Consider the following 24266-nt stretch of genomic DNA (forward strand, 5'->3'; position numbering starts at 1 on the left):
GTTAGCTCGGCTTCCCGCGAATCGTTCCCCGGGAAGGCTCTCGTCCGGAAGGAGTAATGCAGAAGGCGGCGCGACTTAACGCGGCCGCGCGAAAAGACCCGGCCACCGTGCCCCAAACCGTCGCGTTGTCGCGGCTTACGGCGCGGAGACGCCGGGACGGATGATGCGCCATTCGCTCAACGCAAATACGCGCTCGGGCGAAGTTCCGAGCGTCCCCTCGATGCCGGTCAGCAGCTCGAGGCGAAACGCCGTGGCCCCGGCGAAGGGGCCATGCGCAAAGATGCGATAATTGCACTGGGGCACGGCCTGCGAAGGCTCGACGTCGATCGTCCCATCGTCGCGCCAAGTGGCCGTCAATCCGGGCGGCTCGAAGCGCACCTGTTGCGGCACGATCCACGTCCAATGGACCTTCGCGCTCGCCAGCGCAGGTTGCGGATCGGTCGTATAAGACAGACGAAAACGCCCTGCCTTGTGGAACCATGCCGACGTGTTGTGCATCAACTCGAACACCAGATCGTCTGCCACCAGGGGCTCGGCGGGAAACGCCGCGACGGCTTGATCCTGGCCGGCCGCCTCGTCTTTGACGAGCCAGAAGCTGGTGCCGCGCATGGCGCCGTCGATCAACTCGCTGCTGTGATGCAACGGGCCCGCGAGGTCGAACGACGCCTCGGTCCGTGCCAAAGGTACGACATCCGTGGGCACCGGAGGCGCCGGAGGTGGATACGCCAAGACTCCGAACTCGGTCAGGTGCACGTCGCCTCGGACGTCGTCAACGAAACTCAGTATGCCACTCGGACCACACAGCAAGTCGAGCCGAAAGCCGGTCACGCCACGATAGTCGCCCGCGGCCAACACGATGTAGTCGTCTGGCACGTTGGCACTTCCCGAGACGCGAATCGTGCATCCATCGGTCTCGACCGCGGCCTCCGACGCGGCGTCCGTCGTGCGCACCTCTTGCGGCCGCACGGGAACCCATTCGATGTTGGTGCGGGTCACATCCGGATCGGGCGCCGTCGTGTACGAGATGCGAAACCGCCGGGGTTTGAACCCGAGGTAGCCGCCGCCGTCGTTTTCCAATTCGAACAGCAGTTGCTCGGCCGTCAGCGGAGCGACGGTCTGAAACACGGCTGCTTGCGGTCGATCCTGCTGGCCCTGTACCGACCAGCCGGCCGAATGACGCACGCCGTCGATCGCGCCGCTCACCGAATACTCGTCATGGCGCGACTCGTACGTGGCCGAGGCATTTTTCAAGTCGACGTAGGATCGGTTCAGCGAACGATGCAACGCGGCCAGGCGGCTCGTGGCGACCTGGGTCCCGGGCGCACCGCGATGTTCGCCGCGTTGCCAGAGCAGCAACCCACCAAGCGCTGCCGCGAGGCCCACGGCGACCCAGGGCCAAAGTCGCCGGTTGCCGGTCGATCGGATCTGCAGCAGTTGCTCGCGCACCACGTCGGCACTGGCGGGCCGTTGCCCGGGTTCGCGGCGCAGTAGGCGGAGGACCAAGGCGTCGACCTGGCGATTGCCGCGCTGTCCGCGCGACGGCGGCTCATAGTCGATTGCGGGCAAGTGGCCCGTCAAGGCTTCGTAAAACACCACTCCCAACGCATAGAGATCGCTGCGGGGGTCAGGATCGCTGGCTCCCTTGAACTGTTCCGGCGCCATGTAATTCGCCGAGCCGAGCACCTGGCCAGAGTGCGTGAGCCTGGGCGACGGGAACCCTTCGGCGGCAACCATCTTGGCGATGCCGAAGTCGGCAATTTTCACCATGCCCGCGGCGTCGAGCAGAATATTCTCGGGCTTGATATCGCGATGCACGATGCCCTGGCGATGGGCAAACGCCAGCCCTTCGCACACCTGTTCGACGAGCTGCATGGCCTCGTCGAGCGGCAAGGGCCCCGACGCGAGACGTTGCCTCAGGCTGCCGCCGGGCACGTATTCCAGCAACAAGCAAAAGAATCGCTCGACTTGCCGGACGTCGTATACGGCAACAATCCGCGGATGCTGCAGTCGGGCCAGCAATTGGGCTTCGCGCAGCAGGCGCTGTCCGGCGAGCGGCTCGTCGTCGTCAAGCGGAATGACCTTCAGCGCGATCTCGCGCTCGAGGCCGGGCTGGTAGGCGCGATAAACGGCTCCCGTGCCGCCTATGCCCAACAGCTCACCCACTTCGAGATCGGCAAACCAGCCCGAGACCACCTGCGATGAGACTACCGGCACGGCGCTGGAGCGTTCCGCGCGGCTGCGGACCGCTTCGAGTCCCAGCCGGACCAGGCACGCGGGGCACTGACCGAACGGAGTCTCCCCGGTCATCACCCCGCCACACGTGCGGCATCGGACCCGAGGCGATTCGACGCCCATCGCTGCGCCACCCTAGTTCACAGCGACCGCAAGCAGGATCTGCTCGAGCTCGTCTTCGATTTGGTCAGGATGCGCAACCGTCCGAGCAACCTCTTCGCGCAGCAGCTTGCCATAGCGCCGCCGCAGACGGCCCAAGGCCATCGAGAACGCCGCTTCCGTCAATCCCAGCCGCGCACGGCATTGATCGCGATCCGGACGCCGATCATCGGTCAAGAACGGCAACAGCGATTCGCACCGTGCCTGGTTGCCGGCGCGGGCATACTCCGCGTGCAACCGCTGCAACGTCACCTGCAGCAAGGTCATGGCCCAACCGTGGTCGAATTGGCGGTCCGGCGTCCAGTTGCAAACCAGTGCCTGCTCATACCGGGCCTCGGCCTCGAGCGGATCGAGCGATAGCAGCGCCGAGCTTGGATGCCGCTTCTTGGCACGCGTACGGCGATGCTCGCGGGCGCAAAACTGGCGCAAGGCGACGCGGAGAAACGTACGGAATCGCCCCCGCTCGCGGTCGGCGCGCCGCAGCAGGTCGGCCGCCACGATCCAGGCCAAGAACGACTGCACGAGATCTTCGGCATCGTGCGTCGAATACCCGCCGCGGCGCAGATCGGCATAGAGCGGGAACCAGTACTGCTGACAAAGCAGCGCCAGGCTGTCCGAATGCCCAGCGCCTCCCTGGCGAGCGTCGGAAACGAGTGACCAGTCGGTCGTTACGAACTGGTTACTCGCGCCGGCGGCGGACGCAGCTTTATCAAGCGGTCGGCGGGTCGCGAGATCGGTCGGCATCGTGCACTGGTCGTGGTGGGAAGCAAACACCTCTACCTTTGAGCCGTTCCTCGATACCCAAAAGGTGGTAGAGGGCCCGCGCTCCCCTGATCATGGCGCGGAGTTCCGGCCGGTAACATGGGCATTTTAAGTCGGCCGGCGCGCCACCGCCAGCAATTGGCATGAACCGCCAAACGGCCACCTGCCGCATACAGCTTTGGGGGCAATCCGACCGGTGCACACCCCGGACGACGGCTCCGACCTGTTGCGCGGAGAATCGCGAGCAAGTCAGAGCACCCGGATGCCGCCGGCAAAGAGCGCGCCGGCAAGCGCAAAAGCAGGTACCCCCTAGGGGAGTCGAACGAATTGACTTAAACGCTGATCGCGTCGAGGGTTGTCACAACAGCATAGTTAGCAGCGCTGCAGAATCCGGTGCAACTGCCATGTGGTTTAGGCTGGCACTCGAATTCCAGGACTACTTGGAGGACCTACGATCCATCATTGTCGCATGGCCCAAGCTGTCCTACTCGACTCGTGCCGAAATCTTGCAGAGGGTCCAACTGGCGGAATAGGAGCACCTGGCTGATCGTCCAATGCACCGTCCGCATCGTCCGCATCGTCCGCAACCCTGATAGGGGCACGTCCGTCGTCGCTGCGCTTGGCGCTCATTCAAGGGGCGTCGCGGCGGTCGCGCCTGTGCCTTGGCTGCGGTTGCAACCGAGCCATGGACTTACCGAGGCCCCCTGGCGCCCCCAACGCCAGCCGCTGTGCACATATGGTTACCTTCGCTCGCAGTTTTTACGATTTTCAAGCGACCTATTGCGATCGAAAAAGTGGCACGTTAGATTCTTCGCAACGGTACGGTTCCTGGGCTGGGTGCCGCTAGTGAGGCAGACTTCAATTCACGGTTCGCAGCGCCGCTACCTGCGTCAGTCGGTAGCTGCCGCATCTTTGCCGTGACTCGCTCGATCGGTTGGACCAGTGCTTTTGCGCTGGATTCGACCGTTCCTTAGCCATGCTAGTTCCCGCCGGCAGTCTTTTGCCTCGGGCCATCGTTGAACTTAGGGGAACCGAAATGCCGCGTACCAGCGCCGCTGCAATCGTGATTGTCTGCCTGCTTGCTGACTCGATCGCCTTTGGGCAGCTTTCGTTCCAAGGGCTTGGGTTTCTTGACCAGCCAGGGCATTCCAAAGCGTTCGCCATTTCCGCTGATGGCACGACCGTTGTCGGCCAAAGCATGCAATATCCACCACCATTGGATTACAGCTATGAGGAAGGATTTCGCTGGACTGAAGGCGGCGGGATGGTCGGGCTGGGAAATGAATTCGCCTATGTTCAAGGCGGGCAGGTTGACCTATTCCTACATAATCCAGCGTTCAGCGTTTCCGGTGATGGTTCTGTAATTGTTGGCACTGGCGAGCGCAATTATGACGGCGAGTATATTGGTTATTACTGGACTGAGAGTCGCGGTAATGTCGCGATATGGGGTGATATACCGCACATTGCCTTCGATGAGCCAGCGTTCCGGACCTATGGTGTTTCCGCAGATGGGCATTTGGCGGCTGGGGACTATTTTGATTATTCAGGAAGCGCCGATAGCGATGATGGCCCATTCATTGTTCCGCTAGACTCGTCAGGTCCTCCGTTTAATGTAGTCGTGCTCGAACAATCCAGGGCGATAGGCGGTACTGCGTACGGTGTTTCAGGGGATGGAACAGTGGTGTGTGGTTCATCCTTAGGGAGTCAGGCATTTCGATGGTCGTCCCCGGATGGCTTAACTGGCCTTGGTTACCTCACGGTGACACCGACTTCGTCTGAGGCTCGCGCGGTGTCCGGTGACGGGGCCACGATCGTAGGTTGGAGCAATTCGTCTTTCGGAACCCAAGCGTTCGTTTGGACCCAGCCGACAGGGATGGTTGGGGTCGCACCGACCGTTGGGCTACAGGCGGTCATCGCCTATGCGACATCTCACGATGGATCGGTTGTAGTCGGTCAGGGCAAGAGAGGTGGGCAAGACACCGCCTTTTTGTTCAGCGAGTCCACGGGATTGCAGGCACTGGATGAGTATCTCAGTGCGAGGGGACTTGCTACTGAACTTGCAGGCTGGCGCTTGAGCGAGGCGCGTGGCGTGTCAGCCGATGGTCACCGTATTGCCGGCTGGGGAGTCGATCCTCAAGGACGGACTCAGGCCTGGGTGGCCACAGTTCCGGAGCCGTCCAGCGCCCTGTTGATGGTTATTGGGGGTGCCATGCTTCTCGGTCGGACAAACCGCAGACGCATGGCGATGGCAAGAATCGCGACCGTGCTCAGCACAGCGCTGCTGGTATTCCCACTGACCGCAAATGCAGACGTGAGCGTCAGCTTGAACTTTGACGCTCCAGTGGTCGGTACGATTGGCGACAACGCGGGCAATGGAACAGGATTCACACATCGGCTACCCGGAACGGGCGGGGCGATCCCCGCAAATGATCCCAACCTCAGCTTGACGGCCGTCCCGGGCAAGTTGCGAATGAACTCCACTCGGTCCGATTTCAATCAGCTAAATGGCTTTGGACGCAACCTCGGAAATTTGGAGGCAGCCGTAGTCTTTGTGCCAGGCGTGGGCACTCACGATTTTACGATGTCGGCCTTATTTGAAGATGTCGTCGTCAATGGGCTGTCGGATCAGCTTACTTTGCTGGTCGGAGCAAATCAGGATGCCACGGTTCGATTGGGATTCCACGAACCTGACCAGGTGTTCGCTGTCGAGAATTTCGGAAGTGGCGATGTTGGCGGTGCAGGTACGGGCTTGGGTGCTTTTGATCCAGGTGACAACATCCTCCTGACCGTGACTAGGGCAGCCGGGATTTGGAGCGTGTCTTGGACAAACCAAACCAACCCGGCCACCAGTGGATCGCTTTCGTCATTTACCGTTCCCTGGCTGGAGGCTTATGACGACCTGTATTTCGGCATTCATGCCGCGAATGCTCGCGGCTTCGTACCCTTCACAGCGACCATCGACAACTTCACGTTGAATGTGGTACCAGAACCGTCCACCACTTTGCTCGCCATGATCGGCGCCACCGCAGTGGGCGTCGTTGCCGCCCGCCGTCGTCGTACGGGGCTGTCGCTGACGAAGTAGTTCGCCCGAAGATTCCCAAGGTGCCATCCTTGCGCGAGAGGGCACGTTGGCCATCTTCGTGGATTGAAGTGCGAAGATTCCCAAGGTGCCCCATCCTTGGAGTGAGCAATCTTGGCATCTTCGGCGGCCAGCGAGCAAAGCTGGGTCGCCTGAGATGTCGCAACTGACAGCGCTCCGGGGGAACGAGGCGATGCGAGTATCCCATCCTCCCCATGCCGAGGTTTGTTACGCCGCCGTCGCAGAGCGACGATGGACTGGGTGTCCCGAACGGAGGGATTTGTCATTATCAAGGGTTGAAATGCGCAAACGCCCGTCTTGCCGCGAGATCAAAGCTGGTCGTCCTCAAAGTTGGCGCCTCGTTCCCTCGGTCGATGTGACCGAATCAGCTTGTTGGCAACCCTGTTCGTGGCCAGGACGGTTCGTTCTTCGCGCGCAAGGAGGACGACGGCTCCCTGCCGGATTTGACACAATCCCGGTCGCGTTCTCTGGCAAGATATTCCTCGCGCCGTATCTGTTGTGGGCAAGTACGACGGCGAATGCCGACGCAAATGCTCCGTTACTTGGCAGCAAGCGAGCAAATTCCAGTTAATAGCGTACCACCGCACAACAATCCGTTGCAGACGCGACAGCCCTGACGGGCCGCGGCCTGAGCTCAATCGTTATTTGTGGAGAAAGGAGGCGAGTGACCGTGAACGGCTGTGTCTTCTGCAACCCTCATGGGGACAGGGTGTTCCTGGAGAACGAACTCGCCGTCGCATTGTGGGATGCGTTCCCTGTCACCGCGATGCACGCGCTGGTTGTCCCGCGCCGACACACCGAGGACTACTTTTCACTTACCGCTGAGGAGTTGCTCGCCTGCAACGATTTGCTTCGGAAGGCACGTGAACTCGTCCAGGTAAGTGATCCCGCAGTAGAAGGATTCAACCTCGGCGCGAACATCGGCGATGCAGCAGGCCAAACCATCTTCCATTGCCACATCCACCTAATCCCCCGCCGTCGCGGTGACGTCGACAATCCCCGTGGCGGTGTTCGTCACCTGATCCCGGGCAAGGGAGCCTATTGACCGTGATGCACCCCTTCGTCGCGTTTCGACCGCGCCCCGAGGATTGCTGGCGCGGGATTATCCTGTTCGGCCGCAACGTTGCCACCTACAAGTTCGCACTCGGGCGGGCGCTGCTCGAACTACAGCCCCAAGCTGGCCAGCTTGTGACCTTGGAGGAGTTGGCGGCGCCGTTCTCGAAGTATCTGTGTTCCCACCTGCTGCTCGCAGAAAAACAGGGCACCTCGCGGGCAAGTCGCTTCTTAGACGCCTGCCGCAAGGCCAATGCGGGTGAGCTGACGCAGGAACAATTGGTCGACCAAGCTGTCCGGATCGGTTTTAACAATGTGATCCACGCGTTCCACGTTGTGGGCCGGAACGAAGTGCCGCAACGGTTCTTCGTGGACGAGCGCGGCAGGGGTGGGGGAATCCGGATGACGCAGTCCTTCGCTGACCTGGTTGGCGGTGACCAGAATCCCAACCTACCGCTCGAAGCAGACGCGCGATGGCGGCTTGTCGAGACTGCGTGGGAACTTGGTGTGTCACCCGCGCTACTCACGGTGAACCGCGATCCGGCTACCGAATCGCTGTTCGTGGTCGACGCGGAAAGGCGCCGAAAGTCAATCACGGGGGCGCGCGACGCGCTCAGCGGTTACCAGAAGGGACACTGCTTCTACTGTTTCGACAGCTTTTCTCTTGCTGGAGCGACACCGCCGGACGTTGATCACTTCTTCCCACACTCTCTCAAGGCGGCAGGCATGGGTGGTCTCATCGACGGCGTGTGGAATCTCGTCCTAGCCTGCCGTCGCTGCAACCGAGGTGTGGCGGGGAAGTCGAACCTCATTCCTAGCATCAGGCTTCTTGAGAGGCTGAGCACGCGAAATGAGTTCCTGATTGCGAGCAATCACCCCCTTCGCGACACCCTTATGGCGCAGACCGGCGCGAGTGAGGTCGACCGCCGGGTGTTTCTGAGCACGTTCCACGTGCAGGCTCAGGCCGTCTTGATTCATGAATGGGAGCCCGTGGAGGTCGCGGAGGCGCTATTCTGAGCGCCGGGACGCCATACGAGCATGGCTAACAACAGCATGCAGCGGACGGCACTGCGCTCCGCAAACGGTGCTGAGCGTCACTGCGTAAGGTGGGCGTGAACTGCAACCACGGAAGAGCACTGTACTCGGACGGTACGTCACTGGGCGGTTGGCCAGAGGCGAATTGGGTACGTGGGAATCGAAGCGATCCAACGTTACAATCCTGGACGAGGCGGGGCGTTGGCCAGATGCGATATAGGTCTACCTATCGGCCACAAGGACGTTCGCACCACCCTGATCCGCACACACGCGTTGAACCGGGGCGCGGCGTTCGCAGTCCCGCTGACGGTCGTGCTCGACGAGGCTATGCGCAAAGGTTGATGTAGACACAACCCGCGGACACATTGTGACCTAAGAGGATCGGCCGCTAGTGCGATAGGCTGACAACCTTGCAGTCTATTGGCGGTACGCTGACCATCCTAAAACCAAGTTCGCGGACTAGCATGCACGCTCGGAGTATTCACGGCATGAACTACTGGAGCGACCTGTTTACGCCTGAGACGTTCGAGGCGTTTGCTCGTTCAGATCGCACAATTTCGGGATTTCGTGAATCTCAGCGGTCTATGGCCGAAAAGGTTCGCGTCGGCGACAAGTTCGTTTGCTACATGGTCCGCATGTCTCGTTGGATAGGCATCTTGGAAGTGATGGACGGGCCATTCACGGACAGCACGCCGATTTTCGTCCCTGACGACGATCCATTTGTTGTTCGATTCAAAGTTAGGCCTGCCGTATGGCTTTCTCTCGAAAAGACGATTCCAATCCACGAGTCGGAGGTGTACTCCCAGCTGTCGTTCACCCGCGACGTCAGGCCCGGCGGATATTGGCTTGGCCCGTTACGTCGCAGTCTAGTTAAGCTCAACCAGGATGACGGCGCATTCTTGGATTTGCTCCTGCAGCGCGTGCAGGCCGACGGTCGCACTTTCCCGGTGGACAACGAGCAGTATGACCGCGCGTTGAAGCGACGTATTCAACGGCCAGATCGTTCCGTTGTGGTTAGTGTGCCTGACGACAGGGTTGCGCCGACCGAAGAACCTGCGCAAGATTCAACAACTGACCGAGAATCGGTGCGCGTGCAAGCTGCCCTTTGTCGGATCGGTGAGGCGATGGGTTTCAAGATTTGGCTCCCCAACGCTGACCGATCTCGCGTTGGCGAACATTGGTCGGCGCAGCCGGGAGTTCTGTTGGACCGCCTGCCACTGAACTACGACGAAACGACCTTGGACACCGTCAAGCGAATCGACGTGCTTTGGCTGAAGGGGCGCGCCATCCGGAGAGCTTTCGAGGTCGAACATTCGACGGCAATCTACTCCGGCTTGCTGCGAATGGCCGATCTGTGTGCACTCCTTCCAAACATCAATGTGCCGCTCCATATTGTCGCACCCGAGTCGCGGCGCGAAAAGGTATTCCAAGAGATCACCCGACCGGTATTCTCATTGCTAGAAAACTCGCCCCTTGCCGAGCGCTGCACGTATTTGTCTTACGGCAGCATTGAAGAGCTGGGGGAACTTGATTACTTGTCCCACACCACCGATAGCGTGTTGGACGAGTTCAAAGAGTACGCTGAGTAGTCCTGGTGGGGTTGCCAGCGAACAAAGCACTGTGCTTGACGGGCAGGCGTAACGGTTACATCCCGTTCCTTGTAACCGGCCCGCAAGTGAGCGCAGTCGATCATTGCGCAAGGTGGGCGAGTCCTGGGCGCATTACCGCTGCTAAAATCCTGCACGGCTGCGACACACCGAAGCAGCCAACCTTTGGCGGCGACTACGGTCGAGCGTTAGATGGGTGTTTACCAATCGATCTTGTCGAGGGTCTGCTCTCGGAGGAAAGCGTCCCGCATCGTCAAGCAGTGTGCTCGCAATTCGGCGAACGTCAAGTCGGCCGCCTGTTCGGCGAGTGCCGCCGCCTGTTGGAAGTCGCCGGCTTCCGCGTGGGCGGCGGCTAGGATCGCGACGGATTGCCAGTCCTGCTCGCCAGTGACTTCGAGCAGCTTTCGGGCGGCCACGATGGCCTTCGTGCCATTGCGAAACCGCGCCTGCGGGCAAGCGGCCAGCAGCAACGCTTGCATTCGTAGCAACTCACGATGGTCGGCAGCTAACCGCAGACCAGTTTTGATGTCCCGTTCAGCCAGCGGGTACCGGCCTTGAGATTGGTAGACACGCGCCCGCAGCCAATAGATATCGGCGTCTCGCTCATTGACCTTCAGCGCCTGGCCGAAGTCCCTCATTCCGCCTCGCTCATCTCCCAGCATGACGCGTACTGCACCGCGGGCGGCAAGCGACGAAGTTAAGTCAACGCCGGCTAAATCGACAGCGTGTTGCAAATCGAGAAGGGCTGCGTCCAGGTCACCGCGATGCCATTTAATAAGACCGCGGTTGACGTACGGCATTGGGTTGGCAGTGTCCAAGACCGCCCACTCGTTGAGGATCATTAGGACAGCATCAATCTCTTGATGCGTCAGCGCCAAGTAGTAGCCGACGGCAGTGAGCCATTCGTGCCGTAGCTGGTTACATTCGAGTAAGAGTTCGCGTTCCGCGGCGAGGGCTTCGGCGTGGCGGCGTAACAATTCAGCGATGCGTTGGGTGAGACTGGCATGTTCGGCCTGAAGGGCTTGTAATTGGAGCTGTAGGTTCCGCATCTCCGACTGCACTTGGTTCGCCTCGAAGTTTTCGTCTCGACGACGATGTTGGAGCAGCTGGGCGTCGGCTTCGCTTAGCGAGCTGTTGACGGCCAGCATTCTCCCTTCGACGCCCGTTAGGTTGGCCTTGGCGGCTTCGCCTTGGTTGCGGATGTCGTACACTTTCGACTGCAAATTCTCGTACCGCTGCAACAGTGTGAGTCGCTGTTCGTAGATGCTTTGCAGCAACCGTCGCCGCTGCTCGATGCGAATGGCAATCTCCCCCTCTTCATCGCGGGCCGGGGGCGCCTGGGCCGGCACATTGGGCCGGGGACGATGGGGGAAGTGTTCGAGCGGGCTCGGTTGGGCGGGGGCCGATGCGAGTAGTTCAGCTAGGTGTTCCGAACTGATGGCAAAGTAGTAGCCCGTAGCATCCTTAGGGGCCCATGTGTTCACGCCAACGACTCGTCCACGGTAATTGACCAGCGGTCCGCCGCTGTTGCCGTGGTCAATGGTTGCGGTCGAGTGAATCCAGCGGGCATCGAGAGCGTAACCCGCGGCGGTGTAGATTTCGGCGGTTTCGAGAAGACCAGATGCCGCAATTTCATGACCAGTTCGCACGCTGCTGACGACGCCATCCGAAACGGAGGCAATCAACCCCTGAGGACTCCCGAACGCGGCCACGCGCTCCCCCTTTTCAACGTCCGAGGCTAATTCCAACCGCGCAAGGTCTGGGGGGAGGTCGGGCACGTGTAGCACGGCCAGGTCATGCTCGGCGCTGGCGGCGACGAAACCGGTTGCTGAATAAACGGAGCCGCCCACTAGCAGGACCTTGATGTCCACGGCCTCATTAGCAACGTGAAAGTTGGTTGCGACCAACCCATGACTACCCGTCAAAAAACCACTGCCGGTAGCTAGAGTTCCGTCCAAACGCCGTTTTTCGATCGTGACGACCGAAGGTTCCACGAGCTTCACCAACACGGGGAGTTCGAGGCCAGTGGCCGACTTTGTTTCGGCCGGATTCTCAGCAGCTGGAGGGTCGGAGCTTCCCGGAGGAGTGGGCGCGTCTTCTTCGGCCGAGGAAGCCTCTGCCGCGTTGTCGCCGATGGGAACCGTTGCCGGTTCGGTGGGGGATGAATCGGCCGCTTTCGCTGTGTCCGCGGCTTCTTGAGCTTTCAGCTGCCGGACTTTTTCCCGCAACTCGGCCAGCTCCCGCTTCTCCTTACCACTCGTGGCGGCGCGGAGTTGTTCATTTCCCCGACCAAACCACAACAACAGCGCCAAGGCGACGGCCGCACAGCCGCAACCGGCCAAAACGATCACACGCCAGCCCACAGCAGTTTCTGGTTCCGTCGCCGCTTCAGAAATCTCCGGTGTTACCGGTTTGGCCGTGGGACGATCGACAGCGGTTGCCTCCTTCGGCTTGGCTGCCGCGGCCGCCGGCTGAGAAAAGAGTCCGCGAATCTCTCCAGCGGGAAGCCACTTGTTTGATCCGGAGCGTCGAACCTGGTCGTGCGGGGATAGTTCCTTGCGACGAACCATCTCCTGGAGCTGCTTGGAGCCCATCGGACCCAGGACTTCCCCAAGGACTTCGCAGTACCACTCGGTTCGCTTGTTTTCCGACATGGTGACTACCCCACAACAGTCCAGTTATTTTCCGTGTGTGGGCACCAATTTAGCCACGGCTGCGACGCCGACCCAGAACGACAGTAGCGGGCCCCCAAGTGACCAGATTTTTGCTCGCCAAAGTCGCCATGTCCAATTACGCGGTCAGTCTTTTACCGCCTGGGTGTTGCATCGTCGATACACTTGGGGCCGCGTCGAGGTTATTGCGGAGCTTGTCGGCGTCGAGCCACAGCGTGGCCTCGAACCCGAGGGCGGCGCCGTTGGATTTGGCGTCGTTTGACTTGGCACCGTTGGAGCGGGAGCCGTTGCCCTTGGCTGCCGTTGGCGCTTTGGCGGTGCGGGGTGCGGCGTCGTCCTTCCTGGACGGGCTGGACTTCGTCGTCGTGCGTTTGGCCACCGTTCGATGCCCCCGGGTGCAGCAGGTATTAGGAATAAGGACTTCGGTCGGCGGTGGTCCCAACCAAGTGGCCAACCGATTGTCGTGCGGGCCTCGATTGTAAAACGCTTCGCGGCGTGGCTCTAGCGCTAGGCCTCGCGAGCCGGGTTGCCCGAGCTAGTGGAAGCGCCGATAATACTGTGTCCGCCGGCCAATAAGTGCCGGGGGCCTGCCGGTGCTCACTGAAAGCACGACTTGGCAGCGAACACCCGAACCGTGGGACACAAGATCGCCAGACCGGTAGGACGGGCTAATCCATCGCTGTCGCATTCTGCGGTGCGACAGTAGCCAAATGCCCCAATAAACCCGGCAAAGTGCGGCGTCCCTGAAGCAAAACGGCGGGTGTTCCCCCTGTTGTTTGCCCCCCAGCCGGGGGCAGACCGTCGTCGTCGAGGCATCGTGGCCGTCACAGCGAACTTGAGCATGATGGAGGACTTATGCGCGCCGCTGAAGTACCGCTTTTTTCGAGAATCGAAGCGAGCTTTACGAGCATCGTCAACAGGGTTGAAGGGTACGCCGTTCAAGCGGAGTACGCCCTTGCAGTGCCTAAGGGAACCGAATTGCATAGCGCGGGCACGTACTTGCGTTATGAGCGCCGGCAGCGGGAATTGGTAGCACGGCACAAGGAGATGGGAAATCGGCTGCCGACCAATCTTATTGCCCTCGCTCAGCTTGCCGAGGAACAAGCCCAGCTTCTCGAAATACTCGCCAATTATGACGAGCGCCGTGCCCAGTATGCATGCCAAAATTCTCCAACCCCCGACTGCCGTGAGCTAGTCTCAGCCTATCGTGCTGCGGCACTCCATCTCGGACACGCACCGCCGGCTTGGCCGTTTGAGGTAACGTGTCATTCGACTCGGGGGTGGTTGCTCTATCTAGCGGCGGGTATTCCGGGTGCGAAGCCGCGTTTCTCCGCGAACGGACCAAGACGCTTACCGATCAACCAGCCACCAAATCATGACCTAGTCATAACCCCTGCCGACCGTACGGCGCAAGCATTGCCGCAGAAAAAGCCCAAGCGGAGCACGGATCAAGGTGATGGCCAGGCGAAGCTGATTGCGGCTCTGAACGTACACCACCAGTACGCTAAAGACAGTTGCCTGAACCTCGAACCTATCGGCAACAACGAACTGGCCCGACGTGCGCAGGTTTCCCCATCGACGGCTTCCGCATTCTTTCGCGATAAATTCAAGGGGCATTCGAAATATCGACAACAGTGCCTTAACCGGACAATCCTTTTGCCGGCGTTGAAACTACTCAATCAAGACTACGCACCCCATCATTTGTTCGGGACCGAGCATCCCGGCGAGGTCGGACGCCACGGCGACGATTCGGACGGCTGATTGGTGTCCACTGCCCGTAGTGTTCGATCGTTCGGCGTATTTTGCCGAACACCTGCGAAGTTTTTCCCTTTGAAAAACCCGTGGATTTCGGGCATTTTCTTGCGGTTCACCACCTGCTCGGCACTCCAACCGCCGAACTCTGCGCCAACGGGTATGCGGGCTGCACTTCGCAGCCGGCGAACCAGTGGAGAAGGTGAACCATGGCAACGCAACGCGTTGACCGCCTAGCCTCTCGTGCGCGGGAGGTGGCGACGGTGTCGGCACAGGACAGGGGAGGCCAGCTCTTGACGCTGGCCGAAGCAGGGCAGTTTTTGCGGTTGTCGCATAACACGCTGCGGAAACAGATTCGACTCGGTCGCTTATCCGCGGTGGTAATTGGCCGCCGCAAGTTTGTCGCCCCCAGCGAGCTAGATCGCTTCATCGCACACAACAGCACAAACGGAGGTGCAGCATGAGTACAGGGAGCGATCGCCAACGATCTGGGCAATTACAGCGGCTACTGGACCTCGCACGAGAATGGGAGCTGTTTCACAGCCCCGATCAAAGCCCGTTTGCAACGATTCGGTACGAAAAGCGAGCCTTGACTTTACCGCTGACCGTAGACGAAGCCGGCCCTGAGCTTACGAGGGCATACCTAGATGAGCATGATGAGGCGCCGGCGAGCGGGATTGTCACCGAAGCGGTGCAGCACTTAGCGACTCTGGCGCGGTTTCGCGGCGAGCAGCATGAGGTGCAGGTGCGGGTTGCTCAGCAAGGATCGGCGCATTACCTCGACCTGGGGAGCGATGACGGCCGCTGCATTGAAATCACCACTGAAGGTTGGCGTGTCATCGACGAGCCACCGGTCAAGTTCCTGCGACCTGCCGGCATGCTCGCGCTGCCCGAGCCCCAGCATGGAGGTGATTTAGAAGAACTGGCGATGGTCTTGAATATCCAGTCCGAAGACTGGGTCTTGTTGGCAGCCATGCTCGTTGCCATGGTCTTAGGCATCTCGCCCTTCCCCATCTTGATCCTGCTGGGCGAACAAGGCTCGGCCAAGAGCACGGCGACACGGCTGTTACACACGCTGATCGATCCTCATCAACTCCCGCTGCGCACGTTACCCCGGAACGAGCAAGACCTGGCTATCGCGGCGGCGGGGTCCTACCTGCTCTGCTTCGATAATGTGTCAATCCTGTCGGATGCGATGTCGGACGCCCTTGCCCGACTGGTTACTGGAATTGGATTCGCCACCCGTCAGCTCTACACCGATCGTCGGGAAGTGCAAATCCCGGTTCGACGTCCCATCTTGATGAACGGGATTGATGAATTTGCCGGGCGTCCTGACCTGCTTGATCGTGCGCTGGTGCTCGAATTGTCTCCGATCCCGCCAGATCGACGCCGCACGGAAGCTGAGGTGATCGAACAGTTCAACCGCAGCCATGGACGGATTTTAGGTGCGATCCTCGATTTGGCGGCTCGGGCCGTGGGGATCATGCCGAGCTTGCATCTCGAAACGTTACCGAGGATGGCAGACTTCGCCCGACTGGGGGAGGCTGTCGCGATTGCCCGGGAATTCCCTGAAGGTGCGTTTCGTGAGGCCCTGGAGGCGAATCGTGATCGCGGAGATCAGGCAACCATTGAAAGGTCGGCGATCTTTGAGCCGCTGATGGCGTTCGCGGATCGCACTCGTGAATTCCGAGGTACCGCGAGAGAACTGTTAAGCGAGTTGCGGGAATTGGCTGTTGCGAGCGGATTGAGGCTGGCAGCCAACTTTCCCCAGACTCCCAATCGCCTGTCTCAACAGTTGCGGCGATTGCTGCCCCTGCTACGCACCCGGGGGATCGAAATCCGCATGGACTTCCGAACGCCCGACAGAGCCAGGCAGCGATTGATTGAAATCCGCGTTCCCGTTCTACGGGAGAGAGGGAGGAGAACCGCCGTTGCACCCACTCTGCCGGCACCACCGCCTGCGGACGATGCGGACGATGCGGACGATGAGTTGCGCTTTGTGCCAGACGGCGAACCGCTAAATCCGGATGCAGAGCCAAGCGGCGAAGAGTTCTTCGGCGACATCGAGTTTGATGTCGATGCTTTGGACGAGACCAGCCCGTCTTGAATGAGCTACTGGGCCGAGGCAGCCGCACGGATGCGGCTTGCCTGCTGCCTAGAATTCGTCTCGTGGTCAAGCAACCTCGTATCGAGGAGAATCTCAAGTGGCAAGTATCGCCCGCGAGCCCAATGGGCGTCGCACCATTCAGTTTATTGGGGCTGATCAGCGACGGCGTTCGATCCGCCTGGGCAAGGTCTCTCACAAGGTCGCGGAGACCGTCAAGATTCATGTCGAGCGGTTGGCCTCCGCTACCTTGATGGGCCATGTCGTTGATGACGATACGGCTCGCTGGCTTGACCGGCTGGATCAGGACTTTTACGAGAAGCTGGCGAAGGTCGGCCTCGTTCCTCGACGTGAGCGAGCAACGCTAGGGGCCTTCCTGGATGCCTACATTGCGCAGCGGACCGACGCCAAGCCACGCACCATTATCAATCTCAAGCAGGCACGAAACTACCTGATTAAGCGATTCGGTGAGGACTACCCACTTCGCGCGGTTACTCCGGGGGACGCTGATGCCTTTCGTCAATGGATGTTTGGAATCGTGGGGGAGAATACGGCTCGCCGACACTGTGGGCGTGCCAAGCAATTCTTTCGTGCAGCCCAGCGCAAGCGGCTGATCGGCGAGAATCCGTTTGCCGATATGGCAGGCTGTGGTGTCAGGGCGAACAAGGACCGTGAGTACTTTTTGTCCCTGGAGGATGCATACAAGGTTTTGGCAGCCTGCCCTGATCCGGAATGGCAACTCCTTTTTGCGCTTGCCCGATTTGGAGGACTGCGGATTCCCTCGGAGGCCGTGGAATTACGCTGGCAGGACATTGACTGGGAGAATCGCAAAGTACTCGTCAGAAGCCCCAAGACTGAACACCACGATGGCAAGGGCTCCCGGACCATTCCTTTGTTCCCGGAGCTAGTGCCCTATCTGGAAGCAGTCCGCAGGCAGGCCCAGGAGGGTGAAGAATTCGTCCTACCAAATCGGCGAAATCAAAATGCCAACTTACGGACTCGGCTGACCAAGATCATCCGTCGGGCTGGCCTAAAACCCTGGCCAAAGCTCTGGCAGAATCTGAGATCGACCCGGCAAACGGAACTGGCCGACCAACGCTATCCTGGCCATGTGGTGTGTGCCTTTATGGGCAATTCACAGGCGGTAGCCCAGAAGCACTATCTCCAGGTTACGGACGATCACTTCCATCGGGCTGCCAGCGAACCGACCGCACCCGTAGACGATCAAGGCGGTGCAAAAGCGGTGCAGATTCCGGTGCACCAGGGCGCCCCCTCCAGGGTCAAAGACGATCAAACGATCAGCACTGCCCACAAAAATACGGCGGTTTTGACAACCTTTGAACCGTCGTGGAGCCCAGAGAATGGGCAGACAGTACCCCCTAGGGGAGTCGAACCCCTGTTTTCGGGCTGAGAACCCGACGTCCTGGGCCACTAGACGAAGGGGGCCCAATGGAGAGCGGTCGCGCCGCGGCGGGACCTTCTCACGTATGGATCGGCCAGTTGTTTGGCCAGGATTAGTTTCGTACTGCGCGGCCGGTTCGCTGTCAACGGGCTGCCACGCCGCTCCGACCCAGTGCCAGCGGAATCGCTCGATTTCAGGGCGCGAGCAGCGGCAATTCCGCGTCCTCGCCCAGGTTTTCTTCCACCCAGCTTTGCCACTGGGACGAGGTCTGCTCGTCGAGCGCTTTTTGAATGGTCCGGTAGGCCGCGTTGAACGATTGGCGCAGCAGATCGTCACGCAGCTTGCCTCGTACCGGCCACAGTGCGGCGAGCGTCTGCCGGGCCGCAGACGATTGGGCACGAATCGTCTCGATGACGAACTGGCCAGCCAGGCCAAAGGCGCGCAGCTCCTCGTCCTCTTCCAGGGCAAACTCGTGGAACAGCACGAGTGCCCGATCGTAGTCGTCTTGCTGCAGGTATTGCCGGGCCAGTTCCTGCCTTGCCAGACGCACATGGTAGGCGTCGGTCGGAAAATAGTGCTCAACGGCTTGCCAGGCCTCGATGGTCGCGACGCTCATTGCCAGATCGAACTGTTCGCGGCCCGTGGCCTGGCGTTGAATCGCAGGCGGGCTGGCGGCGCCCTGGAGCAGGTCCGGTTCGCGCGTCGACCAGGCGATCACGGCCCCGGCCAGTAGCGCCGCTACGGCCGCTGCAGACCATAGGCGCCACCGCAGGCGCACGCGCGGCTGCATGGCCAAAGTTTGCATGGTTGCCGCGAGGCGCTGAGTGGCCTCGAGCCGCGTGGTGGGCGTCGCGGCCGGCAAGGGCAATTCCAACGACGCCTGCGGTACTCCGTCCGTGCCGGAGGCGAAGCCGGGTACGCCACGCAACGCAGCCAGCACATCGCGGGCGCTGGCGAACCGCTGCGCGGGCTCCTTGGCCATGAGCCGCTCGACGATCGCACACAGCTCCGCAGGCAGATCGCCGCGCAGTTCGGCCAACGCGGGTGGCTGCTTGTGCAGGTGTTGTACGGCCACGGCCAGGGGTGTCTCGCCCGTGAATGGTGGACGGCCGGCAAGCATGTGGAAACACGTTACGCCGAACGAATAGAGATCGCTCCGCGGGTCGAGCGGTTTGCCCTCGACCTGCTCGGGGCTCATGTAGAGCGGCGTCCCCAGCGTGATACCGACCTGCGTCAGGTTCACCGCCTCATGGGGCTGCGCGGTGCGCGCCAGGCCGAAATCGGCCACTTTCACCTCGCCGCTGCCGGCCAGCATGATATTTTCGGGCTTGATGTCGCGGTGCACGATCCCCTGCCCTGCGGCCTTGGCCAGCGCCGCGGCCACCTGCCACATGATCGACAACGCGAGCATCGGCTCGGGCGGACCCCGACGGACGAGCAGCTCGTGCAGGTTGACGCCGGCGACGTATTCCTGCGCGATGAAATGCACGCCCTCGAGGCAACCGACCTCGTAGATCTGCACGATATTGGCATGGACGAGCGCCGCCGCGGCCCGGGCCTCGTTTTGAAACCGGGTGATGTAGGTTGCGTCACCGGCCAACTGAGACTTGAGCACCTTGATGGCGACGCGGCGGCGCAGCGAGAGCTGCTCGGCGAGATAGACCTCGGCCATGGCCCCCTGCCCCAGCCGCCGGAGAATCTGATAATCGCCCAAACGCCGGCCGACGAGTCCCTCGGGACCGGCGGCGGGCGAAGATGTCGTCGGATCGGCCATGCGTCAGGGCTGCTGCGGCGTCGGCGAATTAGTCACCAACACCCAGTATCGAGCCCGCCCGCCGGATTGACAACGCTGCCCCAGCCCCGGCTCGACGCCGGCACTGCACTAGTGCGGCGCCGGCCACTGCAAGTGCTCGTGCAGAAACGCGAAGGTACCGACGCCGTGAATGGTGTGCGGCCCGTCGAAAAACTCGATCGTCGTACGCGTGGGAATCTTCAAGGCCGCATAGAGCCGTCGCACCTTGGAATATTCGTAGGCCACCCACTCGTCGGGGGCCACGCCATCGTGGTGCCCGCGTTCGACCATAAAGGGGCGCGGAGCGATCAGCGCCGCCATCTCCGCGTAGTTAAACGTATTGCCCAGGTTCCACTCGAAGATCTCGTACTCGCCCGTGGCCACGTAGCTATACGGGCTACGCGCCGAGGCATTCTTCCAGATCCACTCGTTGAAATCGGCCGAGCAGATCGACAGGCAGTATTCGGTGACCACGGCCGGCACGCGCATCGCCGTCTTGCCGCCGTAGGAAAGTCCATAGAACCCGATCCGCTGGGGATCGACGACCGGCAGTCTCGCCAGCCAGCGGACCGTCTGGCGGTGCTGCGGGATGATGATCGAGAACAGCGATTTGCCCAGCGGGTTCAGTTTGCGCTGTAGCGAACGAAACTTGTCCTGGCCGATGTACGGGTTTTGCGGCGCATAGACCACGAAGCCGCGTTCGGCCAACCGGCAGGCGTAACGATGGTAAGAAGGATTGTCGACCTGCGGATCGGCGACATCCTGTGGTCGCCCCTCGAGCCCGTGTTGGCACACGACGGTCGGCCGCCGCTCGCCGGGGCGAATGTCCTTGGGCACGAGTAAGATGCCGTAGGCGAACACTTCGGGAAAGACATCGAGCTGCACCTCGTAGCCCGTGTAGCTCGGCTCGTCGTACAGCTTGCGCACGCGGGGCCGGGGCTCGAGCAGCGGTTGGTCGAAGCTGCCGATGACTTCGTCGTAGAACCGGCGACGATAGTCCTCGGTCGAACGCCGCCAGGTGTCCAACGAACTGCGATCGGCCTCGGCCCAATAGGCGGCCCGAGTGTACTCGGCCTCGCCCAGCAACCACTGGTTGTAGCCTACGAGTTGCTCGAATTGCCGTTGGCGCCGAGTTGGCGCCGCGAGTCGTTCGAGCACGGCCGACGGCAATTGCGTCTCGTTCGATGCCACGAGATCGTGATGTACGGCAGTCATGAACGTCGCGATCGATTGTCCCGGTCGGTCGACGGGAATCAGCTGCCCTAGCTGCGCGTACCCCATTGCCTTCGCGATGTGCTGCGCGCGGGCAAACTCGTCGGACACGCGCTGCTGCGGCGGCGTGGTCAACACGCCGGGAGCGGCGCCGCTGCGGCCGTCATGCGGCGGGGGCGGGCCATCGACGTCGGGAAACGGCGAGGCCTCGACAAACAGCGTTCGCGGCGCAATCAGCGACGCAAGCTCCGCGTCGCCAAAATCGACCAACAGCGACCAGACGTTGCGGTAGATGGGTTCGCGCCACAGCTCTTGGCGCGAGTCGAAATAACCCGAGACGAGCGCGGCATCGATTCGCTGATCGACGGCCGCTGCATACAGCGCCAGCAGCCCGCCTTCACCATAGCCGACGACGGCCAAGGGTCGCTTCGTATCGGCCTGCTCCGTGGCGAAACGATCGACGGCGGCAAGTACTTTTTGCAGCTCGTAGCCGATCACGTGTCGGCCCAGCTCGAATGCTTGCCGGTAGATGAATTCTCGATGCGGCTGATTCGTTGGCCGTACCCCGCCAACGACGCTGAGCGTATCGTCGCGGTCGATCAGCAACGGGACCAGCACGCGATTGCCGCCGGCAGCCAGCTTGCCCGCCGTCTCGACCACGAACGCGCGCGACACCTCGCCACGCGGACCGGTCAGGTCGGCGTCGGGCAAGAGGATCACGTCGGCCACCGGCTCGCGTGGCGTGTCGGGGCGCGCCGGGTCGGTGGGGACGAGCAGCAGGCCCTCGCCTTCGACGACCAGCCCGCCATCGCCGGCCAGCACAGGCCAGCGCACCAGATGAACCTGGTAAGGCCCGATGCCCGCCACCTCGGCGATCAGCGAACTGAGGCCCTCGGCGGCGCTGAAGCCTTGCTCGGCGGCTGGCACTCGCGCATCGATCGCGCCGACGATCGTCAGCAATTGCTGGCGCTTGCCGGCGCATAGTTTGTCCCACGCGCCTGCGATCAAAGCCGGATCGGGCGTCCAACGTTCGCGGCGTTCGGCACGCACCGCGGAGGTTGCGGCATCGACGAATCGGTCAATGCCTTCGACCATCGCCGCCGCCAGGTCGCCGGTGGCCGTCAGCGGCTCGAACGAAGGCAACGCCACGGGCTCGCCGGCTCGCGATCCACTCGCCCACGGTCCGTTCGGCAGCAGGATGGCGCACGCCAACGCGGCGCACGCCGCCCGTGAAAAAGCGCATCTCGGCATCGATGGGCCGCCTTTGCGAGTGATCGTCGCCAGGTTGGTTGACCGCAGGCGGCCAGTCTAACAGACCTGGTTTGAACGATCACCGCGCGGCCAAGGCAACGCTCACAGGGCGTGCATCGCTAGCGGCGTGGCGGCGCAACTCGCCACGGAAGTTCGTCGCCGGGCCCAGGAGCGGATATTGCCGGGCCACGTCCGGCATGAAGGCCCCGAAGTTGATCGCCTGCCGCGTTACGCGGAAATGTGTGTTGTTCATCTGTCAGCCTGGTTCTCTAGTTCCCATTCGTGTGGAGCGGCACGGTCGCGCTTGGAGCCGCTGCCGCCCTTGTTCCCGATCGTTAGTTGCCGCCATCCCTCGAGGCGTCACCGACACGGAAAAGATCACGGCACGCGTGATTCGTCTGCTGGACCGGCCGAGCGCAAACCCAAGCCGCGGCGGCAGCAACGGCTGGAAAGCCGCATCAGGGCCGCCTATCATCGGCGGCAAATCCGTCGTTCCCTGCCAGACCCCCAGGACCGCACCATGATCGCCACGACCGCCCTCGATCGCCGCCGCTTTATTCAGTCCGGTGCCGCCGGAGCCTGGGCGTTGGCGGCAGGTCGCCTGCCTTCGGCCCGTGCCGCCGAACCGACTGCCGCGATCAAGCACGCCGTGAAATTCGGCATGGTCGGCGGCCAGGGTTCGCTCGTCGAGAAATTCAAGCTCGTCAAGGAACTCGGTTACGACGGCATCGAAATGGACAGTCCCAACGCGTTCGAGCGCGACGAGGTGCTGCGGGCCCGCGACGAGTCGGGCTTGAAGATTCACGGCGTGGTCGACTCGGTGCATTGGAAAGAGACGCTCTCGCATCCCGACCCCGAGGTGCGCGCCCGCGGCATCAAGGGATTGAAGACGGCGATTGCCGACGCCCAGGCCTACGGCGCTTCGACTGTGCTGCTGGTGCCCGCGGTGGTGAACAAGGAAGTGTCGTATGCCGACGCCTACACGCGCTCGCAGGCCGAGATTCGCCGGGTGCTGCCCGTGGCCGAAGCGCACGGCGTCCGCATCTGTTTCGAAAACGTCTGGAACATGTTTCTGCTCAGCCCGCTCGAGGCTGCCCGATACATCGACGAGTTCGACTCACCCTGGGTCGGCGCCTATTTCGACGTGGGCAACGTGGTCAACTACGGCTGGCCCGAGCAATGGATCCGCGTGCTGGGCAAGCGGATCGTCAAGCTGGATATCAAGGAATACAGCCGCAAGCTGCGCGACCAGTCGGGGCCGGGCAAGGGGTTCGATGCCGAGATCGGCGAGGGCGATTGCGATTGGCCCGCCGTCGCGCAGGCACTGGCCGAGGTCGGCTACACCCAGGGTTGGGCCACGGCCGAGGTGCGCGGCGGCGAGCGCGAACGCCTGGCCGAGATCAAGGCGCGCATGAACCGCGTCCTGCGCGGTTAGACGGCAAGCTCAATCCAAAAGGCACCGCACAGCGCGGCCGCGCGCTCAGGTTGACCGCCAGTTCTCGTCCATCTGGCGATTGAATTGCGCCGATTGGCCGGGCGCGATGGACAGATGCTGCCAGCGATCGCCGGCCAGGATCCGGGCCATCAACACGATCTGCCCGACGTGATAGCCGTAGTGATCCAGCTGGCGGTGAATGGCGTGAATCACGCTGTGCGGCTCGCCCCGAATCGTCACCGTGTGCTGCAGGTCGGATTCGATCAGGTCGGCCAGCGCCGAGAACACGCAGTCCCAACCGCGGTCCCAGGCGGCGACAATCTCGCCGCGATCGGCAAAGTCGTCGGCAAACTCCTGCTCGCGGTTGCGATCCGGCTTCTCGCCGTCGCTGTGCAGAAAGTCGGTCCACCGCGAGCGCATGTTTCCGGACATGTGTTTGACAATGACGGCGATCGAGTTGGTGCCCGGCGCCAGCGCCTGGCGCAGCTCGGCATCGGTCAACTGGCTCATGGCCCGTTCGCCCAGCCTGCGCTGGTGCTGGAACAGCGCCACGGCGCTGGCCAGCGTTGGTAGCACCTTGGTCATCGTGGTTCGCGGCTCCTGTTTGCCGGCAATCCCGAGTCTCGCGCCAAAACGGTCCCGATTAACACCAGTTGCGACAATCTTATCGAGGCCAGGAAGCCCCCAACCTACCCCCC

General features: G+C 61.7%; 17 protein-coding genes and 1 tRNA gene. 9 read left to right on the top strand and 9 right to left on the bottom strand.

Going from position 1 to position 24266, the window contains the following annotated elements; all coding sequences use genetic code 11:
• Positions 1-135: 135 nt before the first annotated feature.
• Complete coding sequence (locus K1X74_04145; protein MBX7165521.1) at positions 136-2307, bottom strand: serine/threonine protein kinase; 2172 nt, start codon at positions 2305-2307, stop codon at positions 136-138.
• A gap of 60 nt (positions 2308-2367) precedes the next feature.
• A complete protein-coding gene (locus tag K1X74_04150) occupies positions 2368-3135 on the bottom strand; it encodes an RNA polymerase subunit sigma-24 (GenBank protein MBX7165522.1) in 768 nt (255 codons plus the stop codon).
• Between the two features lie 1054 nt (positions 3136-4189).
• Here K1X74_04150 and K1X74_04155 point away from each other — a divergent pair.
• The 4 genes from K1X74_04155 to K1X74_04170 all read left to right on the top strand — a co-directional run bounded on the left by K1X74_04155 (position 4190) and on the right by K1X74_04170 (position 9930).
• Positions 4190-6235, top strand: a complete 2046-nt coding sequence (locus K1X74_04155; protein ID MBX7165523.1) for a PEP-CTERM sorting domain-containing protein — start codon at positions 4190-4192, stop codon at positions 6233-6235.
• A gap of 688 nt (positions 6236-6923) precedes the next feature.
• Positions 6924-7298 carry an HIT family protein gene (locus K1X74_04160; protein MBX7165524.1) on the top strand — a complete coding sequence of 125 codons (375 nt, stop codon included), beginning with the start codon at positions 6924-6926 and terminating at the stop codon, positions 7296-7298.
• 2 nt (positions 7299-7300) lie between these two features.
• Positions 7301-8323 carry a hypothetical protein gene (locus K1X74_04165; protein MBX7165525.1) on the top strand — a complete coding sequence of 341 codons (1023 nt, stop codon included), beginning with the start codon at positions 7301-7303 and terminating at the stop codon, positions 8321-8323.
• 506 nt (positions 8324-8829) lie between these two features.
• The gene (locus tag K1X74_04170) at positions 8830-9930 is read left to right on the top strand and encodes a hypothetical protein (protein ID MBX7165526.1); all 1101 of its coding nucleotides are present in this window, start codon (positions 8830-8832) and stop codon (positions 9928-9930) included.
• 218 nt (positions 9931-10148) lie between these two features.
• Here K1X74_04170 and K1X74_04175 read toward each other — a convergent pair whose 3' ends face one another.
• A complete protein-coding gene (locus K1X74_04175; protein ID MBX7165527.1) occupies positions 10149-12602 on the bottom strand; it encodes a trypsin-like peptidase domain-containing protein in 2454 nt (817 codons plus the stop codon).
• A 136-nt stretch (positions 12603-12738) separates the two neighbouring features.
• Positions 12739-12999 carry a hypothetical protein gene (locus tag K1X74_04180; protein MBX7165528.1) on the bottom strand — a complete coding sequence of 87 codons (261 nt, stop codon included), beginning with the start codon at positions 12997-12999 and terminating at the stop codon, positions 12739-12741.
• A gap of 476 nt (positions 13000-13475) precedes the next feature.
• Here K1X74_04180 and K1X74_04185 point away from each other — a divergent pair, with 476 nt between their 5' ends.
• The 4 genes from K1X74_04185 to K1X74_04200 all read left to right on the top strand — a co-directional run bounded on the left by K1X74_04185 (position 13476) and on the right by K1X74_04200 (position 17887).
• Positions 13476-14381: a hypothetical protein gene (locus K1X74_04185; GenBank protein MBX7165529.1), complete on the top strand. Its 906-nt coding sequence runs from the start codon at positions 13476-13478 to the stop codon at positions 14379-14381.
• Positions 14382-14665: 284 nt separating this feature from the next.
• Positions 14666-14836, top strand: coding sequence for a helix-turn-helix domain-containing protein (locus K1X74_04190; GenBank protein MBX7165530.1), 171 nt, complete (start codon positions 14666-14668; stop codon positions 14834-14836).
• A 125-nt stretch (positions 14837-14961) separates the two neighbouring features.
• Positions 14962-16479 (top strand): hypothetical protein, encoded by a 1518-nt coding sequence (locus K1X74_04195; protein MBX7165531.1) that lies wholly within the window; start codon positions 14962-14964, stop codon positions 16477-16479.
• Positions 16480-17002: 523 nt separating this feature from the next.
• Positions 17003-17887: a site-specific integrase gene (locus K1X74_04200; GenBank protein MBX7165532.1), complete on the top strand. Its 885-nt coding sequence runs from the start codon at positions 17003-17005 to the stop codon at positions 17885-17887.
• Here the strand turns inward: K1X74_04200 and K1X74_04205 are convergent.
• The 4 genes from K1X74_04205 to K1X74_04220 form a co-directional block, all read right to left on the bottom strand.
• Positions 17850-17922: transfer RNA gene (locus tag K1X74_04205), tRNA-Glu, on the bottom strand. The genes K1X74_04200 and K1X74_04205 overlap by 38 nt on opposite strands.
• A 149-nt stretch (positions 17923-18071) precedes the next feature.
• A complete protein-coding gene (locus K1X74_04210; GenBank protein ID MBX7165533.1) occupies positions 18072-19652 on the bottom strand; it encodes a serine/threonine protein kinase in 1581 nt (526 codons plus the stop codon).
• Between the two features lie 108 nt (positions 19653-19760).
• Positions 19761-22031, bottom strand: coding sequence for a dienelactone hydrolase family protein (locus K1X74_04215; protein ID MBX7165534.1), 2271 nt, complete (start codon positions 22029-22031; stop codon positions 19761-19763).
• A 181-nt stretch (positions 22032-22212) separates the two neighbouring features.
• Positions 22213-22386, bottom strand: coding sequence for a hypothetical protein (locus tag K1X74_04220; protein ID MBX7165535.1), 174 nt, complete (start codon positions 22384-22386; stop codon positions 22213-22215).
• Positions 22387-22653: 267 nt separating this feature from the next.
• Here K1X74_04220 and K1X74_04225 point away from each other — a divergent pair, with 267 nt between their 5' ends.
• Entirely contained in the window at positions 22654-23568 is a 915-nt protein-coding gene (locus K1X74_04225) for a sugar phosphate isomerase/epimerase (GenBank protein ID MBX7165536.1), read from the top strand.
• 45 nt (positions 23569-23613) lie between these two features.
• Here the strand turns inward: K1X74_04225 and K1X74_04230 are convergent, their stop codons facing one another.
• A complete protein-coding gene (locus tag K1X74_04230; GenBank protein ID MBX7165537.1) occupies positions 23614-24153 on the bottom strand; it encodes a DUF1572 domain-containing protein in 540 nt (179 codons plus the stop codon).
• Positions 24154-24266: the final 113 nt, after the last annotated feature.

Source organism: Pirellulales bacterium (assembly GCA_019694435.1).
Classification (GTDB): domain Bacteria; phylum Planctomycetota; class Planctomycetia; order Pirellulales; family JAEUIK01; genus JAIBBZ01.